The 19,570-nt window shown below is 42.1% G+C and carries 12 protein-coding genes, 2 tRNA genes, 3 rRNA genes and 1 riboswitch; of the genes, 8 read left to right on the forward strand and 9 right to left on the reverse strand.

The window, feature by feature from the left end; all coding sequences use genetic code 11:
- Nucleotides 1-42: 42 nt before the first annotated feature.
- The 8 genes from rrf to hutU all read right to left on the reverse strand — a co-directional run bounded on the left by rrf (nt 43) and on the right by hutU (nt 10,176).
- A 5S ribosomal RNA gene (gene rrf, locus DUT70_RS10145) occupies nt 43-154 on the reverse strand.
- Between the two features lie 132 nt (nt 155-286).
- A 23S ribosomal RNA gene (locus DUT70_RS10150) occupies nt 287-3,161 on the reverse strand.
- Nucleotides 3,162-3,390: 229 nt separating this feature from the next.
- Nucleotides 3,391-3,467, reverse strand: a tRNA-Ala gene (locus DUT70_RS10155).
- 15 nt (nt 3,468-3,482) lie between these two features.
- A tRNA-Ile gene (locus tag DUT70_RS10160) sits at nt 3,483-3,557 on the reverse strand.
- A gap of 130 nt (nt 3,558-3,687) precedes the next feature.
- Nucleotides 3,688-5,209 (reverse strand): 16S ribosomal RNA (locus tag DUT70_RS10165).
- Together the 16S, 23S and 5S rRNA genes with 2 tRNA genes alongside form the textbook arrangement of a ribosomal RNA operon.
- A 1,162-nt stretch (nt 5,210-6,371) precedes the next feature.
- Nucleotides 6,372-7,001, reverse strand: coding sequence for a hypothetical protein (locus DUT70_RS10175; RefSeq protein ID WP_113647232.1), 630 nt, complete (start codon nt 6,999-7,001; stop codon nt 6,372-6,374).
- 55 nt (nt 7,002-7,056) lie between these two features.
- Complete coding sequence (locus DUT70_RS10180; protein WP_205529781.1) at nt 7,057-8,355, reverse strand: voltage-gated chloride channel family protein; 1,299 nt, start codon at nt 8,353-8,355, stop codon at nt 7,057-7,059.
- A gap of 35 nt (nt 8,356-8,390) precedes the next feature.
- Nucleotides 8,391-8,456, reverse strand: a riboswitch (Fluoride riboswitch).
- Nucleotides 8,457-8,535: 79 nt separating this feature from the next.
- On the reverse strand, nt 8,536-10,176 hold the full coding sequence (hutU, locus tag DUT70_RS10185; protein WP_113647233.1) for a urocanate hydratase: 1,641 nt from the start codon (nt 10,174-10,176) through the stop codon (nt 8,536-8,538).
- A 199-nt stretch (nt 10,177-10,375) separates the two neighbouring features.
- On the opposite strand from hutU, the gene DUT70_RS10190 reads away from it, so the two are divergent.
- The 7 genes from DUT70_RS10190 (at nt 10,376) to DUT70_RS10220 (ending at nt 16,883) form a co-directional block, all read left to right on the forward strand.
- Nucleotides 10,376-10,711 (forward strand): hypothetical protein, encoded by a 336-nt coding sequence (locus tag DUT70_RS10190; protein ID WP_113647234.1) that lies wholly within the window; start codon nt 10,376-10,378, stop codon nt 10,709-10,711.
- 121 nt (nt 10,712-10,832) lie between these two features.
- Nucleotides 10,833-13,139 carry a TonB-dependent receptor gene (locus tag DUT70_RS10195; RefSeq protein WP_113647235.1) on the forward strand — a complete coding sequence of 769 codons (2,307 nt, stop codon included), beginning with the start codon at nt 10,833-10,835 and terminating at the stop codon, nt 13,137-13,139.
- Nucleotides 13,140-13,414: 275 nt separating this feature from the next.
- On the forward strand, nt 13,415-14,242 hold the full coding sequence (locus DUT70_RS10200) for an ABC transporter ATP-binding protein (protein ID WP_113647236.1): 828 nt from the start codon (nt 13,415-13,417) through the stop codon (nt 14,240-14,242).
- Nucleotides 14,243-14,248: 6 nt separating this feature from the next.
- Nucleotides 14,249-15,085 (forward strand): hypothetical protein, encoded by an 837-nt coding sequence (locus DUT70_RS10205; RefSeq protein ID WP_113647237.1) that lies wholly within the window; start codon nt 14,249-14,251, stop codon nt 15,083-15,085.
- A 17-nt stretch (nt 15,086-15,102) separates the two neighbouring features.
- Nucleotides 15,103-15,471, forward strand: a complete 369-nt coding sequence (locus tag DUT70_RS10210) for a GntR family transcriptional regulator (RefSeq protein WP_113647238.1) — start codon at nt 15,103-15,105, stop codon at nt 15,469-15,471.
- Nucleotides 15,472-15,577: 106 nt separating this feature from the next.
- Complete coding sequence (locus DUT70_RS10215; RefSeq protein WP_113647239.1) at nt 15,578-16,438, forward strand: hypothetical protein; 861 nt, start codon at nt 15,578-15,580, stop codon at nt 16,436-16,438.
- 4 nt (nt 16,439-16,442) lie between these two features.
- The gene (locus DUT70_RS10220) at nt 16,443-16,883 is read left to right on the forward strand and encodes an ankyrin repeat domain-containing protein (RefSeq protein ID WP_113647240.1); all 441 of its coding nucleotides are present in this window, start codon (nt 16,443-16,445) and stop codon (nt 16,881-16,883) included.
- A gap of 95 nt (nt 16,884-16,978) precedes the next feature.
- Here DUT70_RS10220 and hutH read toward each other — a convergent pair whose 3' ends face one another.
- Nucleotides 16,979-18,469 carry a histidine ammonia-lyase gene (gene hutH / locus DUT70_RS10225; RefSeq protein WP_113647241.1) on the reverse strand — a complete coding sequence of 497 codons (1,491 nt, stop codon included), beginning with the start codon at nt 18,467-18,469 and terminating at the stop codon, nt 16,979-16,981.
- An 89-nt stretch (nt 18,470-18,558) separates the two neighbouring features.
- Between hutH and DUT70_RS10230 the strand changes: the two genes are divergently transcribed.
- The gene (locus DUT70_RS10230; RefSeq protein ID WP_113647721.1) at nt 18,559-19,542 is read left to right on the forward strand and encodes an alpha/beta fold hydrolase; all 984 of its coding nucleotides are present in this window, start codon (nt 18,559-18,561) and stop codon (nt 19,540-19,542) included.
- Nucleotides 19,543-19,570 lie beyond the last annotated feature (28 nt).

Consider the following 19,570-nt stretch of genomic DNA (forward strand, 5'->3'; position numbering starts at 1 on the left):
CACAAAAAAGCCCCCCGACATTTCTGAAGGGGGGCGTTTAGGGATAGGCACCGACCTACTCTCCCACGTGTTACCGCAGTACCATCGGCTCTGGCGGGCTTAACTTCTCTGTTCGGAATGGGAAGAGGTGGACACCGCCGATATAGGCACCTGAAGATTTTTAATTCAGGGTTACGGGCTATGGGTTATGGGCATTATACCCGAAACTGGCAACTTTCAGCTCGCAGCTCATGAAATGACATATTATTGAAAGAAGTTATGTGAAGAACAAACAACGTGTGTGCAGCTTTGAAAGCCTCGGGCTATTAGTACTACTCGACTGTGGTGTCGCCACCTTTACATCTGTAGCCTATCAACGTAGTAGTCTGCTACGGCCCTATATGGAATCCTCATCTCGTGGCTAGTTTCGCACTTAGATGCTTTCAGCGCTTATCTATTCCCAGCGTAGCTACTCTGCAATGCCCCTGGCGGAACAACAGATTCACTAGAGGCTAGTCCAACCCGGTCCTCTCGTACTAAGGTCAGCCCCACTCAAGATTCCAACGCCCACAACAGATAGGGACCGAACTGTCTCGCGACGTTCTGAACCCAGCTCGCGTGCCACTTTAATCGGCGAACAGCCGAACCCTTGGGACCTTCTCCAGCCCCAGGATGTGACGAGCCGACATCGAGGTGCCAAACCTCCCCGTCGATATGAGCTCTTGGGGGAGATCAGCCTGTTATCCCCAGCGTACCTTTTATCCTTTGAGCGATGGCCCTTCCATGCAGAACCACCGGATCACTATATCCGTCTTTCGACCCTGATCGGCCTGTATGCCTCACAGTCAAGCAAGCTTATGCTATTGCACTCCCCGTACGGTTACCAAGCGTACTGAGCTTACCTTTGAAAGCCTCCGTTACCTTTTTGGAGGCGACCACCCCAGTCAAACTACCCATCAAACAATGTCCTCCGCTTAGCGGAGTTAGACACCGAATACAGAAAGGGTGGTATTTCAACGTTGGCTCCACGACGCCTGGCGACGCCGCTTCAAAGCCTCCCACCTATCCTACACATCCTGTACCCAATGTCAATGTTAAACTGTAGTGAAGGTGCATGGGGTCTTTCCGTCCCGTTGCGGGTACCCGGCGTCTTCACCGGGACCACAATTTCACCGAGCTCATGGCTGAGACAGCGCCCAGATCGTTACACCATTCGTGCAGGTCGGAACTTACCCGACAAGGAATTTCGCTACCTTAGGACCGTTATAGTTACGGCCGCCGTTTACTGGGGCTTCGATTCAATGCTTCGCCTTGCGGCTGACATCCCCTCTTAACCTTCCAGCACCGGGCAGGTGTCAGGCCTTATACCTCATCTTTCGATTTTGCAAAGCCATGTGTTTTTGTTAAACAGTCGCCTGGGCCTTTTCACTGCGGCTGCCATTGCTGACAGCGCCCCTTCTCCCGAAGTTACAGGGCCATTTTGCCGAGTTCCTTAGCCATGATTCACTCGAGCACCTTAGAATTCTCATCCCGGATACCTGTGTCGGTTTGCGGTACGAGTTTTTATAGCCTAGGGCTTAGCGGTTTTTCTTGGAAGTCTGATTACCTGCGCTATCCACTTGCCCGAAGGCTCGCGGTACTATCGACATTCAGCACGGACGGCGGATTTGCCTACCATCCGTATACCTACTGTCTTCAACGAACTATTCCGTCAGTTCGCGGCAGTTTCACTACTCCGTCCCCACATCGCAGCTATAAAAAGTACGGGAATATTAACCCGTTGTCCATCGACTACCCCCTTCGGGTTCGCCTTAGGCCTCGACTAACCCTGATCCGATTAGCGTTGATCAGGAAACCTTATCCTTTCGGTGGGCGGGTTTCTCTCCCGCCTTATCGTTACTTATGCCTACATTTGCTTTTCCAGAAGCTCCACCACGGCTCGCGCCACAGCTTCACCGCCGCTGGAATGCTCCCCTACCGATATATTTCAATCCCATAGCTTCGGTATACAGTTTGATGCCCGTTTATTATCCATGCACGATCGCTCGACTAGTGAGCTGTTACGCACTCTTTAAATGAATGGCTGCTTCCAAGCCAACATCCTAGCTGTCTATGCAATCGCACCTCGTTAGTTCAACTTAACTGTAATTTAGGGACCTTAGCTGATGGTCTGGGTTCTTTCCCTCTCGGCCCAGGACCTTAGCACCCTGAGCCTCACTGCCGGTTATATTATATAGCATTCGGAGTTTGTCTGGATTTGGTAGGATTTGACTCCCCCGCACCCAATCAGTAGCTCTACCTCTATATAACTCAACACCGACGCTGTTCCTAAAAACATTTCGGGGAGTACGAGCTATTTCCCAGTTTGATTAGCCTTTCACCCCTACCCTCAGGTCATCCGGAAACTTTTCAACGTTTATCGGTTCGGTCCTCCATTACGTGTTACCGCAACTTCAACCTGCCCAAGGGTAGATCACAAGGTTTCGCGTCTACCTCCACTGACTATGCGCCCTGTTCAGACTCGCTTTCGCTTCGGATCCGTGCCTGAAGCACTTAACCTTGCCAGTGAAGAGTAACTCGTAGGCTCATTATGCAAAAGGCACGCCGTCACACCACGAAGGTGCTCCGACCGCTTGTAAGTATACGGTTTCAGGTTCTATTTCACTCCCCTGTTCGGGGTTCTTTTCACCTTTCCCTCACGGTACTGGTTCACTATCGGTCTCTCGGGAGTATTTAGCCTTACCGGATGGTGCCGGCAGATTCCCACAAGGCGTCTCCGACCTCGCGGTACTCAGGATACTGTTAGGCCATTATTGCTTACGTGTACGAGGCTATCACTCTATATTGCCGGGCTTCCCATCCCGTTCCACTTCACGTTAATGTAGCCACATCACAGTCCTACAACCCCACATATGCCGTAACATAAGTGGTTTGGGCTCTTTCCCTTTCGCTCGCCACTACTCAGGAAATCATTGTTATTTTCTCTTCCTCTGCTTACTTAGATGTTTCAGTTCGGCAGGTTCGCTCTTATTGTGCCATGTCTTCAACATGGCGGGTTTCCCCATTCGGAAATCCGCGGATCGAATCTCATTTGCAGATCCCCACGGCTTATCGCAGCTTATCACGTCCTTCATCGCCTCCGAGAGCCAAGGCATCCCCCGTATACTCTTTGTTACTTTCTTCCACTCGTGCGCCTTTTGCGCCGCACGGTGTGCTTTTTTGCTCTTGTCATGATGTCTCATGCCCATCTTGCGATGGGCGAGCACAAACACAACAGTCGCCTATTGTTGTTTGCTCTTCTTTTTAACTTCTTCCAATATGTCAAAGAACTTTTCTTTTAAGTTAGAGGTTATGAGTCGTGGGTTACAAGTTCGCACTTTTAACTTTTGACTTTCACCTTTTAACCTAAGATGGTGGAGAATAACGGAGTCGAACCGTTGACCTCCTGCGTGCAAGGCAGGCGCTCTAGCCAGCTGAGCTAATCCCCCAAAAAAACTTGGTCGTAGTCCCGTCCAGATTTGAACTGGAGACCCCTACATTATCAGTGTAGTGCTCTAACCAGGCTGAGCTACGGGACTATATCGATGTGCCATCCATATCCCCTGCCCAGTGGCCGGTAAGACCTGCGGCTTCATCTTCTTGGTGTTTTTCCTTTTTTGAGATATACATTTATCATTTGTGCGCAGCGAGTGGCCAATCCCACTCCAGAAAGGAGGTATTCCAGCCGCACCTTCCGGTACGGCTACCTTGTTACGACTTAGCCCCAGTTATCGGTTTTACCCTAGGACGCTCCTTGCGGTTACGTACTTTAGGTACCCCCAACTTCCATGGCTTGACGGGCGGTGTGTACAAGGCCCGGGAACGTATTCACCGCGTCATTGCTGATACGCGATTACTAGCGAATCCAACTTCACGGGGTCGAGTTGCAGACCCCGATCCGAACTGTGAACGGCTTTTTGAGATTGGCACGACATTGCTGTCTAGCTGCCCTCTGTACCGTCCATTGTAGCACGTGTGTAGCCCCGGACGTAAGGGCCATGATGACTTGACGTCGTCCCCTCCTTCCTCTCTGTTTGCACAGGCAGTCTGTCTAGAGTCCCCACCATTACATGCTGGCAACTAGACATAGGGGTTGCGCTCGTTGCGGGACTTAACCCAACACCTCACGGCACGAGCTGACGACAGCCATGCAGCACCTAGTTTCGTGTCCCGAAGGACGCATCCATCTCTGGATACTTCACTAACTTTCAAGCCCGGGTAAGGTTCCTCGCGTATCATCGAATTAAACCACATGCTCCTCCGCTTGTGCGGGCCCCCGTCAATTCCTTTGAGTTTCACCCTTGCGGGCGTACTCCCCAGGTGGAACACTTAACGCTTTCGCTTAGCCGCTGACCGTGTATCGCCAACAGCGAGTGTTCATCGTTTAGGGCGTGGACTACCAGGGTATCTAATCCTGTTCGATCCCCACGCTTTCGTGCCTCAGCGTCAATAGGACCATAGTAAGCTGCCTTCGCAATCGGTGTTCTGTGACATATCTATGCATTTCACCGCTACTTGTCACATTCCGCCTACCTCTAGTCCATTCAAGCCCATCAGTATCAAGGGCACTGCGATGGTTGAGCCACCGTCTTTCACCCCTGACTTAACAGGCCGCCTACGCACCCTTTAAACCCAATAAATCCGGATAACGCTTGGATCCTCCGTATTACCGCGGCTGCTGGCACGGAGTTAGCCGATCCTTATTCTTACGGTACATTCAGCTTCCTTCACGAAGAAAGGTTTATTCCCGTACAAAAGCAGTTTACAACCCGGAGGGCCGTCTTCCTGCACGCGGCATGGCTGGTTCAGGCTTGCGCCCATTGACCAATATTCCTTACTGCTGCCTCCCGTAGGAGTCTGGTCCGTGTCTCAGTACCAGTGTGGGGGGCCATCCTCTCAGATCCCCTAGCCATCGTAGCCTTGGTGGGCCGTTACCCCGCCAACTAGCTAATGGCACGCATGCCCATCCTTCTCCCATAAATGTTTGACCCCGTCACGATGCCGTGTCGTGGTCTTATGCGGTATTAATCCGAATTTCTTCGGGCTATCCCCCAGAAAAGGGTAGGTTGCATACGCGTTACGCACCCGTGCGCCGGTCTCAGGGAAAGCAAGCTCTCCCATACCCCTCGACTTGCATGTATTAGGCCTGCCGCTAGCGTTCATCCTGAGCCAGGATCAAACTCTCCATTGTAAAATGTTGTAGTTCGAACGCTGACTATCTATTAACTAAAATTGATTGTCTGTTCTTGATTGTATTGTCTGTAAGAACCGACCTAAAGAAAACAGTTTGGCTGTATGTACTTTACAGTAAACATTTTCGCCTCGCTGCGCTTTTATAAATGATATCTCTTTAATGAACTTTCCGGCTCTACCTCGCGGCGGCCCTCTATATCTATCCGACTCCCCCTTCGGCCAGTCTTATTGTTCTGGCATCCGTTTCCGTCGTTTCAATCTTTTTTATTTGTTATCAAGCTCCGCTTGATAACTCCCGTTTCGTTTGGGACTGCAAAGGTAGGAAACTTTTTAAAACCTGCAAACTTTTTTTTATTTTTTCTGTTCTTTTATTTTAGAACCAGAAACATCTGCAAATCCGTTTCCATTATTTCAATCCAACTTCACTTCTTCTTTCTCTTTTATTTCCTTCGTTACCTCCGTAGCGGGAGTGCAAAGGTAGAAAATATTTATAGGCCCGCAACACCAAAAGCGCTATTTATTCTAAAAAAACACACAAAACACTGTAAAACAGCTAAAAAAAATAACAAGGCATTTCAAAACCAATTTAAAACCGTGAGGAATGGTGCCCATGTCATGCCCCGTACTGTAGATTTATATATTCAACCAATCTATAAACAAGGAATGGAGCACGGGTTATATTACTACGAGCGCCTATATCATCGAGACAATCGACAACCTCACGAAAATTTGGGTCTGGCGCATTCTCAACAAACATAACATATAGGTATATAAAAAAGGATTTCGAAAAGATGAAAGAGCTATTGAATAAAAACACTAGTTTTATTCAATATAGTTTGCACAACCTTCATCGGCTTCCTTTGAACATCAATAATGTTTGGTAAACTTAGCACCTACTTATATATAGGACTGTCTATTCTTTTCTCCCTTTAGTACTTTTTATCTATTCAATTGAGTTTAGGTGGTTATAACGAAATCAAGAGAGCATTAACAACATATAGTATATTGAACTTTAAATTGCCTCGTTTAAGTAGATTAAGACTTTTCCATCCGCTATACTAAGAAACTGCCAGAACCATTATTCTAGTTCTATTGTCTTCACCTCTTAGCCTACGTACAGGCATATAATTGAAAAGTCCCGCACTTGCGGGACTTTTCAATTATATCTTCTCTCCTTTTTCGAGTTTTTCTTTTCTATGTTCTTGGGAAAGATAATGGAGCAAAGTATTCAATACTACGGCATTCCAATCATCATGCAAGCTCACATTAATATTTTTCTTTTTATCGTACATATCTTGGATATGCAAAACACCTTTATCTAAGAAATATTTGATTTGGCTCCATCCTACTACCGTAGTTTTTGTTTTACCCAAGAACCAAGTTTTATACTGCATTTCAAAACCTTGATAGTTGAATTTTGCAGCGCCAACTTCTAGCTTTTCCTGATTGTTTAATTTCTCAATAAACTCATTTACCAAATGCTTTTTCACATATTGCCATAAGCCAGACATTACATAATAGTAGGTATGATCTTCTTCCAAAAGCTCCTCAACCTTACTGCTTTCAAATTGTATGTTTATGGTTCTACCGTCTCTGCTTCTTACATCAATCATATATTTTTTCTTGATGGGCTTTTTTACGGGACCAATAAGTGACACGCCATATTTAACGGCCGCCACATCGCTACAAGCAATACGGGTTTGATTTACCTCAATAGCCTCGGCAGTAATCTTAACTTTTTGTTTCGATGAAGGAATGACGATATCTACGTCGAAGTTGTGGTGTTGCATGGGTCCGAATATACAGATATTTTTAAATCAAAATATACCTAATCTTTAGGATTTTCTAGAGATCTCCAATCCATTTATTCACATCCCTTGAAAAGCGGTGGTGTTTAGCCTCGCCGATGATTTGTTTTTCGTAAATCCCTGTATGGCCCGAAAGCAAGTACGAAACTACACAGGCAATAGCCACATAAATACCACACTGGCTTCCAAACAGTTCCATAGCCATGATGGTACACGCTAAAGGAGTGTTGGTAGCTCCAGCGAAAACGGCAACAAAGCCCATCCCTGCTAAAAGCGCTACAGGTAAAGGCAACGCAATGGATAATGTGCTCCCTAAAGTAGCACCAATAAAAAATAAGGGAGTTACTTCGCCACCTTTAAAGCCTGCCGCCAAGGTAAGCACCGTTAAGGCCAGCTTGATCGCGAAATCATAGGGTGGCAACTGCTGTCCAAAAGACTCCACAATCGTTGGAATACCTAAACCAATGTATTTGGTATTACCCAAAACCAAAATGCACAATATTAGAATTACCCCTCCAACAAAAGGTCTTAACGGTGGATATTTGATTTTAGATTTGAATATCTGATTCACAAAACGCAAGGTTTTGCTAAAGATAGCCGCACATACCCCAAATGCGATACCCGCCAATAATGCATAGGCTAAATTCAAAAATGAAATATCCGGAACCGAAGCAATGGTGTATACCGTATGTTTTACTTGCCAAAGGTGGGTCACCTCACTTGCCAATATAGCTGCAGCAAAGGCTGGAAAAATGGCATTATACCTCAGTCTGCCTACTAAAAAAAACTCCATGGCAAAAATGGCACCAGCCAACGGAGTTCCAAATACCGATCCAAATCCAGCAGCTACCGCAGCAATAATCAATGTTCGTCTATCTTCTGCAGATAGCTTAAAAGGTTTACTGAACTGATCGGCAATTCCACCAGCCATTTGCAAAGCTGTTCCTTCCCTACCTGCTGAACCTCCAAACAAATGCGTAGCAATGGTTCCCAGATAGATGAATACAGTCATTCGGAAAGGAATTTTTTCCGAGGGCTGATGGATGGCATCAATCAGCAGGTTATTGCCAGAAGCAATATCTTTTCCATAATAATGATACAGTAACCCGATGAGCAAACCTGCGATAGGTAAAAAACCAATTAGCCATAAATGTTGCTCTCTTGTTTGTGTAGCCCATTCCAACGACTGCAAAAAAATAGCAGAGGCAGTTCCTATCAATCCACCGAGCAATAGGCTAATCAAAATCCATTTTAACAAATAAGGGATGGCTGGGTGTCGTTTGCTAAGCAACTTAAAAGTTAGCGTGAGCTTTTCAGCGAAAGATTTTTGTTTCATTAATGACATACTTTTCCTGATCAATGTAAATACATTTGCAACCAGGCGCCATCAGCTTTTTAGGGCGGTTCAATTAGGAAGACACCATTTCCTTTATACAAAGGAAGTAAAAATTAGCCAAAGATGCACAGATATTTTATTTTCTGTTTTTCGGAGTATTTGTGCATCTGTGGCAAAAGATTATAATCCTAATCTATGTTTTCTTAAAGTATCCTTGGCGATGTCGTAACCTGCATCGGCATGCCTAATAACGCCCATTGCTGGATCATTATGTAATACTCTCTTCAGTCGTCTTGCAGCATCTTCAGTGCCATCGGCCACAATCACCATTCCCGCATGAATAGAATAACCAATACCTACACCACCACCATGATGCAATGATACCCAACTGGCACCACCCGCGGTATTGATCAGCGCATTCAAAATTGGCCAATCTGCTACAGCATCCGAGCCATCCAACATTGCTTCGGTTTCTCGGTTTGGAGAAGCTACAGAACCTGTATCTAAATGGTCACGACCAATTACAATAGGTGCTTTTACTTTCCCTTCTGCCACCAAGCGGTTAAAAGCCAAGCCAGCCTTTTCTCGCTCACCCTGCCCCAACCAGCAAATACGTGCTGGCAAACCTTGAAAAGCAATTCGCTCCTGCGCCATGGTGATCCATTGTTTTAAGCTTTCATTTTCTGGGAATAGCTCCAATATCAATTTATCGGTTTCGTAAATATCTTGAGGATCGCCGCTTAACGCTGCCCAACGGAAAGGTCCTTTACCTTCACAAAACAATGGTCGGATGTAAGCAGGCACAAAACCTGGAAAGTCGAAAGCGTTTTTGACACCCACTTCCAGTGCTCTACCTCTTAAATTGTTTCCATAATCAAAAGTAATTGCCCCGCGTTTTTGCAGTTCCAACATTTGTTGTACATGTTTGGCCATGGTCGCATAACTCTGCTTCACATATTCATCAGGGTTATTTTTACGTAAATCTGCTGCTGCTTCAACGGTCAATCCTTCTGGGAAATAACCAATCAACGGGTCATGTGCTGATGTTTGATCGGTCAAAGTATCAGGAACGATGTTTCGATCAATTAAACGCTGTAGCAATTCTACTGCGTTACAAACCACACCAATCGAAATGGCTTTCTGTTCTTCTTTATATTGCAATGCTTTATCAATGGCTTCATCAATATCATAAGCAATTTCGTCAATGTATCTTGTTTTCAAACGCTTTTGAATACGCCATTCTTCTACTTCAGCCGCCAAACAAACCCCTTGGTTCATCGTGATGGCCAAAGGTTGCGCCCCTCCCATACCTCCTAAACCAGCGGTAACGTTTAATTTCCCTCTCAGGTTGCTGTTAAAATGCTTTTTAGCTAGCGCCGAATACGTTTCATACGTACCCTGCACAATACCCTGCGAGCCAATATAAATCCAAGAACCTGCGGTCATTTGTCCATACATCATCAATCCTTTATCTTCCAACTCATCAAAATGTTGTTGCGTAGCCCATTTAGGTACGAGTTGCGAGTTCGAGATTAGTACTCTCGGCGCATCTTTATGGGTCGGCAACACGGCAACTGGTTTTCCAGATTGCACTAGCAAAGTTTCATCTTCTTCTAAATTTTTAAGGGCTTTAATGATCAACTCAAGGGCTTCCATGTTTCTGGCTGCTTTTCCTCTTCCGCCGTATACGATTAAATCCTCGGGTCTTTCTGCAACTGCTGGATCAAGGTTGTTCAACAACATGCGTAATGCTGCTTCTTGTACCCATCCTTTACAGTTCAAGGTGTTTCCATAAGGTGTTTGACTTATTTTCAGGTTCATATATTTGGTTTTATATTTGAAAATTACGTGCTTCAAATGTAGTCACTTTAAATATTTTAACATTTAACATGCAGATATTTTTTAGCAGCAACAACTTAAGTCCTTTATGGTTAACCATGTGTCAAACTTAGCGCATGAAGAATAATGTTACATTTCTTTAAAACAACATTGCTTAATATTTACTTAACTTTGTATCACAATGCACGCAAAGAAACGTCATTTCTTGAAACAGCTTTTTGCTATGCTCATGTTGGGCGTGTTTGCGCTAGCTGTTACTCCATGGGGTGCGCTGCATCATCATGAAGAAAATATTGTTATAAAGGAAAAGCATTGTACACATACAGTACACGTAAAAACTTCTACCGAAACTTGTTTGATTTGTAAAGCTCATTTTGAAAAGAACTTTACCAACAACTTCAATAGTTATTCCGTTCACTTGAAAAGTGATTTCATTAAAAGGGCAACTCCATCTATTGGTGGCGCTTTTACCGAAATCATTGCTTCGTGTTTACGTGGTCCCCCAACCTTTTCATAATTCTACCTATTCCGATGCCATCTTATTTATTGCCACCAAGGCGATGAAAGACTATGGCTTTAATAATCTATTTACTATCACCATTTGGATGTGAAAAATCATCCTACTTATATTTTCGTTTATGAAAAGGTTACCTTTTTTAGTAACTATTATTGCTTTATTCCTGTCAATTAATGCCATGGCAAATACTTTGGCTAGCATTAAGGGAAAAGTAATTGATGCCAGCACCCAATCACCTTTGGCGGGTGCCACTTTATACATTTCTGATTTAAAAGCTTCCACAAGCACCAATAACAATGGCGAGTTTACCTTTAACAATGTGCCTGCCAAAGGCAAATTCCTGTTAGAGGTTCGTTACTTAGGCTATAAAACTTCTTCCAAGGTTATCGACTTATCTGCACAAGAGGAAATCACCTTTGCACTAGATCCATCAGTGATTGAAAGTGCCGAAGTGGTCATTACAGGAACTCCTCTTAGTGCTAACAATAAAACCAACAGCTTAGCGGTAATTACGGTAGGTCGAGATAAATTGGCCCAATCAGCCGCCACCAATTTAGTGGACGCGATAGCCAAAATACCAGGAGTTGCACAAGTAACCACTGGAGGTGCTATTTCTAAACCAACCATTAGGGGTTTGGGCTATAACCGTGTATTAACCATGGTGGATGGCGCCAGAGAAGAAGGTCAACAATGGGGCGATGAGCATGGCGTACAGGTAGACCAGTTTGCCGCAGCCCGCATAGAGGTTTTGAAAGGCCCAGCCAGTTTGCTATATGGTTCTGATGCTTTAGGAGGTGTCATTAACATTATTGATGACCTTGTACCTGCGGAAGGACAATTTAATGGAAATTTCACTACTAATTACAATACTAATGGTGGCTTAACGGGTTCTTCAATTATGGCTCAGGGCAATACCAATGGTTTTGTATACCGCGGTAGAGTTTCGTATAAAAATGCCTATGGTTTTGGTTATAAAGGCCACGTGGTTCCTAATGCAGGTTTCAACGAAATCAATACCAGTGCCATGTTAGGGCTTAATAAAACTTGGGGCTATACTCATTTAAGTCTATCAAGATTCGCCACCAATATTGGTTTGGTAGAAGACGGACCAAATGAGGATGGTAATTATCTTGATGAAGAAGGCAATGTGATCAGCAACAGCGACGCCCGCAAAAGATCATTAAACTTGCCTTTCCAAAACATCAACCATTATCGTGCAGCTTTAAATAGCAATATCTTGCTTGGCGGCGGACAATTAAAATCTACCCTGGCTTTCCAACGCAACATCCGTAAAGAATTTGAAGAGACTAAGGACGAACCTGGATTGAACTTAGGCCTTAACTCTTACACTTATGATGTGAAATATTCTTTTGCTAACGATGGCAAGTGGGAGCCCACCATTGGTGTTCAGGGAATGTACCAAACCAATAAAAACAGTGGCGAAGAATTTTTAGTACCTGATTACAATAGCAATAATATTGGCGCTTTCGCCTATTTGAAACGTAATTTTAGCAATGGCGCCATTAATGCGGGTGTGCGTTACGATTATAAAAAAATAGATGGCAAGGATTTGTTTGAGACACACGACGACCATCAAGACCAAGTATTTTCAGCTTTCAGCAACAATTTTTCCAACTTTACAGGTTCATTAGGTTTTGCATTTGACATCGCCAAAAACCTTAACCTAAAAGGAAATATAGGTTCGGGATTTAGGGCCCCTAACATTGCTGAGCTTGGCGCAAATGGTAAACACGAAGGTACTTTTAGATATGAAATTGGCAACAGTAACCTGAAACAAGAAACCAGTTTACAGTTTGATTTGGGCTTAACTTATAATGCTGAAAACATTACCCTAGGCTTAAATGCGTACAGCAACAAAATTTACGACTATATTTATTTGAGCAATCTCAATAACGAAACCATTGTAAATACCGATCACGAAGGTAATACCGAGACATTGCCTGTATACCGTTTCTTACAAACCAATGCCAGTTTGGTTGGTGGAGAAGCTTCCGTAGATTTTCACTTGGTAAAAGCGCTGCATTTCGAAAATACTTTTGCCTATGTAAAAGGTACCAATAAGGCTACCAACTCACCCCTGCCTTTTATACCCGCAGCAAGCTTAAACAATGAAATTCGTTTTGAGCCCACTTTAAAAGGCTTGAACGACAGCTTTATTAAAGTTGGCTTAACCAATGTATTTAAACAAGATAGAATTGATGCGTTTGAAACCGAAACCGATGGCTATACTTTGTTAGATGCTGGAATAGGTACCTCGTTTAAAACCAAAAGAGGAAAATTAAACGTTTGGGTTACGGGACAAAACCTGACCAATAAACTTTACTATAATCATTTGAGCAGATACAAATTAGCAGGAATTTACAATCCTGGACGTAATGTAAGCTTTGGCGTGAGTGTGCCATTGTAACACTGCTCAGACTCTAATATTCGTCATTTCGAACATAGAGAGAATTAAAATAAACGAGGTTAAATCTAACAAACAGTAAAAATAAATGGTTAGATTTCTCCTCATTCTTCGTCGAAATGACGAGCAGTATAAAAAAGCCCTTCAAGTGAATTTGAAGGGCTTTTTTATTCACTTCTCACCAAAATCTCAAATAATTTTTAAAAAAGTTTTTTTCGAAAATTTGGAGATTAAAAAATTAGCACTACTTTAGCGTATTATTTAACTAATACACTAGTATGATAAAGATAGACAATCTAAATTTTAGCTATAGCAAGCATCGAATTCTTTTTAAGAATATAAGCATGCAATTGAGCAACGGTCATATCTATGGACTATTGGGCAAAAACGGTGCAGGTAAATCCACCTTATTGAAAAACTTAGCAGGTTTGGTATATGCGCAAAGTGGAAAAATTGATGTGCTTGGTTTCGACCCAGCCAAAAGACAGCCGGCTTTGTTACAACAAATCTGCTTCATTCCCGAGGAGTTTCATTTGCCTGCAATTAAAATTGATAGCTATATAAAAGCCAATGCTCCTTTCTACCCAAATTTCGACCATCAGTATTTTGCAGACCTATTGAAGGAATTTGATATTCCAGCAGGACAAAAACTGATTGACATGAGCTACGGCCAAAAGAAAAAAGTGATCATTTCTTTTGGCTTAGCCACTAATGCAAAATTGGTAATCATGGACGAACCAACCAATGGTTTGGATATTCCTTCGAAAGCACAATTTCGTAAAATCATGGCATCTGCCTTAACGGAAGAGAAATGCATCATCATTTCTACGCATCAAGTACGTGATTTGGATAATCTGATTGATACCGTAATTATGTTGGACGAAAACAAGATTGCCTTAAAAGCTTCGGTAGATGAAGTTGCCAATAAACTTTGCTTTAAACGCATGAAGGAAATTGATGAAACCGTCATTTACGCTGAAGCGTCCTTAGCTGGATACAATGCCATCACGCCAAATTATCATCAGGAGGACAGCAAGCTAGATATGGAATTGCTTTTTAACGCAGTTTTAGCAGAGAAAGATAAATTGAAACCAATTTTTAACTAAACAAACATGAACAATACTTTCAATACACGCAGGTTTAGCCTGTTACTAAAAAGGCAGTGGTTAGAGTTTGGGAAAATCTATTTGATGAGCTTAGGAATTATTATAGCAATTATCGTAGGTTTTTATCTTTTTAACTTCCCTGATCTCTCCGAATACAAAAAAACTGAAATGGTTCCGTACCGCATCAATTTTAGAGAGCCTTTATTCACATTATTAGGGCCATTGTTTATCAGCATTATTGCTGGCACCTATTTTGCGCACTTAGGCAACAAGGCAAAAGCAACAAGCGACCTGTTAACACCCGCCTCGAAACTCGAAAAATATGTCACCGCGATAATTTACACTTCCATCGTGCCTATACTATCTTATGTTTTCATATTTTCTGTAGTTGATTTTTGCTTTGTACAAGCCTACCTGAGCGACTACTCTTACGTAGAAAAGGTATATGAAGGTGGTCAGTATGTTAACCGAACCATTGAAAAAGGTGGTTGGCTTTTCTTTAACCATTCGCATTTGCTCCATAGCTATTTCAACGAGGTTGCGCTTATTTGTAGCTCTTTTTCAATACTGGTTACAAGCGTTTTTTTAGTAGGTTCTATCTATTTCAATCGCTTTCAATACATCAAAACCTTGGTTACCATTTCCGCTTTTGTAAGTGTTGCAATGTTGATATACGTACAAGCTGGAAAGTTTTTCTTCGATAACAAAGTACGCATCTCGTCTGATAACTCTTTTAATGGCCCTGGAGATAACGGCCCACTGTTGATTGCCACGGGCATCACTATTGTTGCATTATTTTTCTACATAGTGGGCTATATCAGGTATAAAGAAAAAGAAGTTTAACCCAAAAAGGTATAGATATGGAATTTAGAGAAAACAAGGCGATATACCTGCAAATAGCAGATTTTGTTTGCGAGCAAATTATGCTGGGGAAATGGCCAAGCGAGCAAAAAATACCATCGGTAAGGGAGCTGGCTATAGAAATGGAGGTTAATCCGAATACGGTAATGCGCACCTACGACTTATTACAGCAAAAAAATGTGATACAAAATAAAAGGGGGGTAGGACTTTTTGTAACTGACGATGCGGTTTCTAATATAACCGTTTATCGAAGAACTCAATTTATAGACGAGGAGTTGCCAACAGTTTTTCGGAACATCTATTTATTAAATATTGATTTTGACGAGCTGAAAAATCGCTACGACACTTTTGTTAAAGAAAACTTTTAATACCCGAATTCATGAACCTTCCGTCATTAAATATTTATAAAAATATCGCCATAAATATTTGATAACGGGAAGGAACATCTGACAACTAAAAACAAATTATAAACAGATGAAAACCAGCAATAAATTATTAATCGCTTTCGCTGCTGTACTCATTGCAGTGCCAGTATTAGTGATGGCCTATTTTTCCAAGGTGTATTATACTGATGCCAAAAATTTCACCAACTTGGAAAAACAAAATGACAGCTTCGATGCCAAATCAGAAAGTATGGAAGCCATACCCTTAAGTCAATTTAGCACGATTAGTCTTGCAGACGGAAAAGGAATAAATTTGTATATCAGAGTAATAAAAGACCACAAATACGGTCTTAAAATCAATAAGCAGGACAAAGACCTTATCAAATGTAGCGTAAATCAAGCTGGACAATTACAAATAGCACTCACTGATAAAATTAAAGGCCATTACAACATTAGCTTATTCGTTTATGCGCCCGAAACAAAGGCCATCAACATCGATAATGCTTCTTCTATATCATTAAATGCCAAAGGAGATTCACTTTTGGTTAACCTTAAAAAGTTTAGTGATTTGAAATTCGATGAAGCAACTTTATTCAATAAACTTAGCATCAACGCCGATGGTTTGGGCACGTCTAGCGATGCAGTTAATAGAATCGATATAGAAAGTAAGATCACCAATTCCCTTCATCTGAATTTGAAGCATTCGAATTTTAGAAGTGAATCCGTTTCTTATCAGGATTTAAACATTACCTCAGTAGGCAAAAATGAAATTCAAGTATTTGGAGATAGAGATAACAAGGAGAAATTCACGATTAAAAACTTGTATCTAACAACCATCGACAGTGCTAATGTCACCTTTAAATCTATTGACATTGCCAATGCAAAGGGATCTTTATCTAACCAAACTTCTATTCAATTACCCGTAATCAATTTAAAACAGCTATTAAAATAAGTAGATGAAAACAATAATTACCTTTGGCTTGCTATTTATCAGTAGCCTGAGTTTTGCGCAGCAGTTAAACGACAAAATTAAAGATGCTTTTAAAACGGATGATGCGGATGCACTGCTTACTGAAGTGAAAGCTCAAAAAGCAAACATTAATGATTGTTTTGATAACGAGGGGGTGAGCTACAACTTGCTTTCCATCAGTATTAAACTCAATAGGCCAAATATCTTTAATGCGCTACTAACTGCCAAAGCAGATTTAAACAAAATATGTAGTGGCAAAACACCCTTAATGTACTCGGCAAAATATGGAGAACTGAATTTCGCCAAAGCTTTGTTAAAAGCTGGTGCCGATGCTACCATCAAAAACAGCGAGGGCCAAACTGCGCTTGATTATGCTGTGAAATACAAAAAATCAGAAATTCAAACTTTGTTAACAGCAATTAAATAATAACCAAAAACAGGCGAAATATACTTTCGCCTGTTTTACAAATTTCTCTTTATGATCTTTATTATTATAGTCCTTATTTTCCTATACCAATCCTGTTAATTAGGTTGGCCTTTAGCGATAAATTGAACGGCAGATTTGATATCATTAGCCAACAATCTATCAGCATCGTTAAAGCTTACTACCTTTCTAAAATCATTTGACAAAGCTTCTATTTGAGGCGATGATTTTAATGGTCTACGTAAATCTAAAGCCTGTGTAGCAGTAATCAGCTCAATGGCCAAAATGCGCTCTACATTCTCTACCACACGTAAACATTTGGTCGCTGCGTTTGCACCCATGCTCACATGATCCTCCTGCCCATTACTGCTTACAATACTATCTACGGATGCAGGTGTGCACAATTGTTTGTTTTCGCTGGCAATAGACGCTGCTGTATATTGGGTAATCATCAGTCCAGAGTTAAGCCCTGCTTCTTTTACCAAGAAAGGAGGCAATCCTCTGGTGCCCGAAATCAATTGGAAAGTTCTTCTTTCTGAAATAGAACCGATCTCGGCCAATGCCATACAAAGAAAATCTAACGTAAGCGCCAACGGCTGTCCGTGAAAGTTTCCTGCAGAGATGATCAAATCTTCGTCAGGGAAAACATTTGGATTATCTGTTACGGCGTTGATTTCCGTTTCAAAAACTGATTGGATATAAGCTATGCTGTCTTTACTTGCTCCGTGTACCTGTGGCACGCATCGGAATGAATAAGGGTCTTGTGTTTGTTTATCTCGTTGGGCAATAAGTTCGCTTCCTTCTAGCCATTTTCTAATATTTTCAGCAGTTTGCAACTGTCCTTGATGCGGTCTGATCACATGGCTAAGGCTCAAAAATGGATCAATGCGACAATTAAAAGCATCAATCGCAATGGCTGCCACGGCATCGGCCCAAGCCAGTAAACGTTTGGCCTGCAGCAAGCAATTTACGCCATAAGCACTCATAAATTGCGTACCATTAATTAACGCCAAACCCTCTTTGCTTTGCAGGGTAAGCGGTTTCCAACCTAGTTGTTGATAAAGCTCTTGCGTACTTATTTTTTGTGCTTTATACCAAACCTCGCCTTCGCCAATTAATGGAATGGCCAAGTGCGCCAAAGGTGCTAAATCTCCCGATGCGCCCAAAGAACCTTGGGTATACACCACAGGCAAAATATCATGATTGTAAAAATCGATCAACCGCTGAACAGTAGTTAATGCCACTGCGGAATGTCCATAGCTTAATGATTGTATTTTCAACAAAAGCATTAGCTTCACAATAGGTTTTGGCACTTCTTGTCCAGTACCACAAGCATGAGAGAGGAGTAGGTTATGCTGAAGCTGGGTAAGTTTATCTGCATCCACTTTTACATTCTGCAAATAACCAAAGCCTGTATTGATTCCATAGATAGGGTCTTCGGTACGACTTAATTTCTCATCTAAATAAGCTCTACACTTTGTAATACGGTCCGTAGCTGCTGTGGATAGCGCAATGCTTCTTCCTGATTGTATAATTTCCTGCAAAAAAGCAATGCTTAGCACACTACTGCCTACTTCGTAATTGGTCATATCGATTTATCTGGTTGCCGCAAAAGTATAAATAATGATAAATTTAAACTAATTTGTTCCCTTCACGTTTATACAATTATTTAATGATCATGAAGCGTTTATTTTTATTTGCTGCTATTCTATTTTGTTGTGTTAACTCTTTCGCACAAAAATCCGACACTTTATCCATTACTTTAGAACAAGTTAAATATGCCTACCCTGTTAAATATTTTCCGATACAAATAGAAGGGCAAGATTTGCGGATGGCCTACATGGACGTTGCGCCAACAGCCAAGGCCAATGGTAGGATAGCAGTGTTGTTTCATGGTAAAAATTTTGGGGGCTACTACTGGACTAACGTGATTAAAATACTAGCTGAAAATGGTTATCGTGTAATTGTCCCTGACCAAATCGGTTTTGGAAAATCTTCCAAAGCTTTTATTCATTATAGTTTTCATCAAATGGCAAGATGGAACAGCCAGCTTTTGGATAGTTTAAAGATTAACAAATCCATTATTTTAGGTCACTCGATGGGTGGTATGCTGGCTACCCGATTTGCGCTGCTTTTTCCAGAAAAAACGGAAAAACTCGTATTGGAAAACCCTATTGGCTTAGAGGATTACAGAGCTTTTGTGCCTTATGTAAGCACCGAACAACAATATAAGACAGAGTTGAAAACTACTGCCGAAAGTGTCAAAAAATATTACCAAAATTCTTATTTCACTACATGGAAGCCTGAATACGACGAACTAGTTGAGATAGCTGGTGGGGTAACTTTCAGTGCTGACTATCCACGTTGGGCAAAAGTGGCCGCGTTAACTTTCACCATGATTTATGAGCAGCCTGTGGTGCATGAGTTTGTCAACATAAAAGTACCTACCTTATTGTTGATTGGGAAGGAGGATAAAACCATTGTCGGCAAAGGATTACTTAACGCTGAAGATCAAAAGAAATATGGGCAGTATAAGGTTTTGGGGAAAACCACCGCGGCTAAAATACAAGGGGCTAAACTGATCGAATTTGAAGGTGTTGGGCATATTCCACACTTGGAAAAACCTGAGGATTTTTTTAAAGCATTGTTGGAAAATTTATAGGAGATCGCCATCAATCAAAGCGTCGGAT

This window comes from Pedobacter chitinilyticus, assembly GCF_003313385.1.
Classification (GTDB): Bacteria; Bacteroidota; Bacteroidia; order Sphingobacteriales; family Sphingobacteriaceae; genus Pedobacter; species Pedobacter chitinilyticus.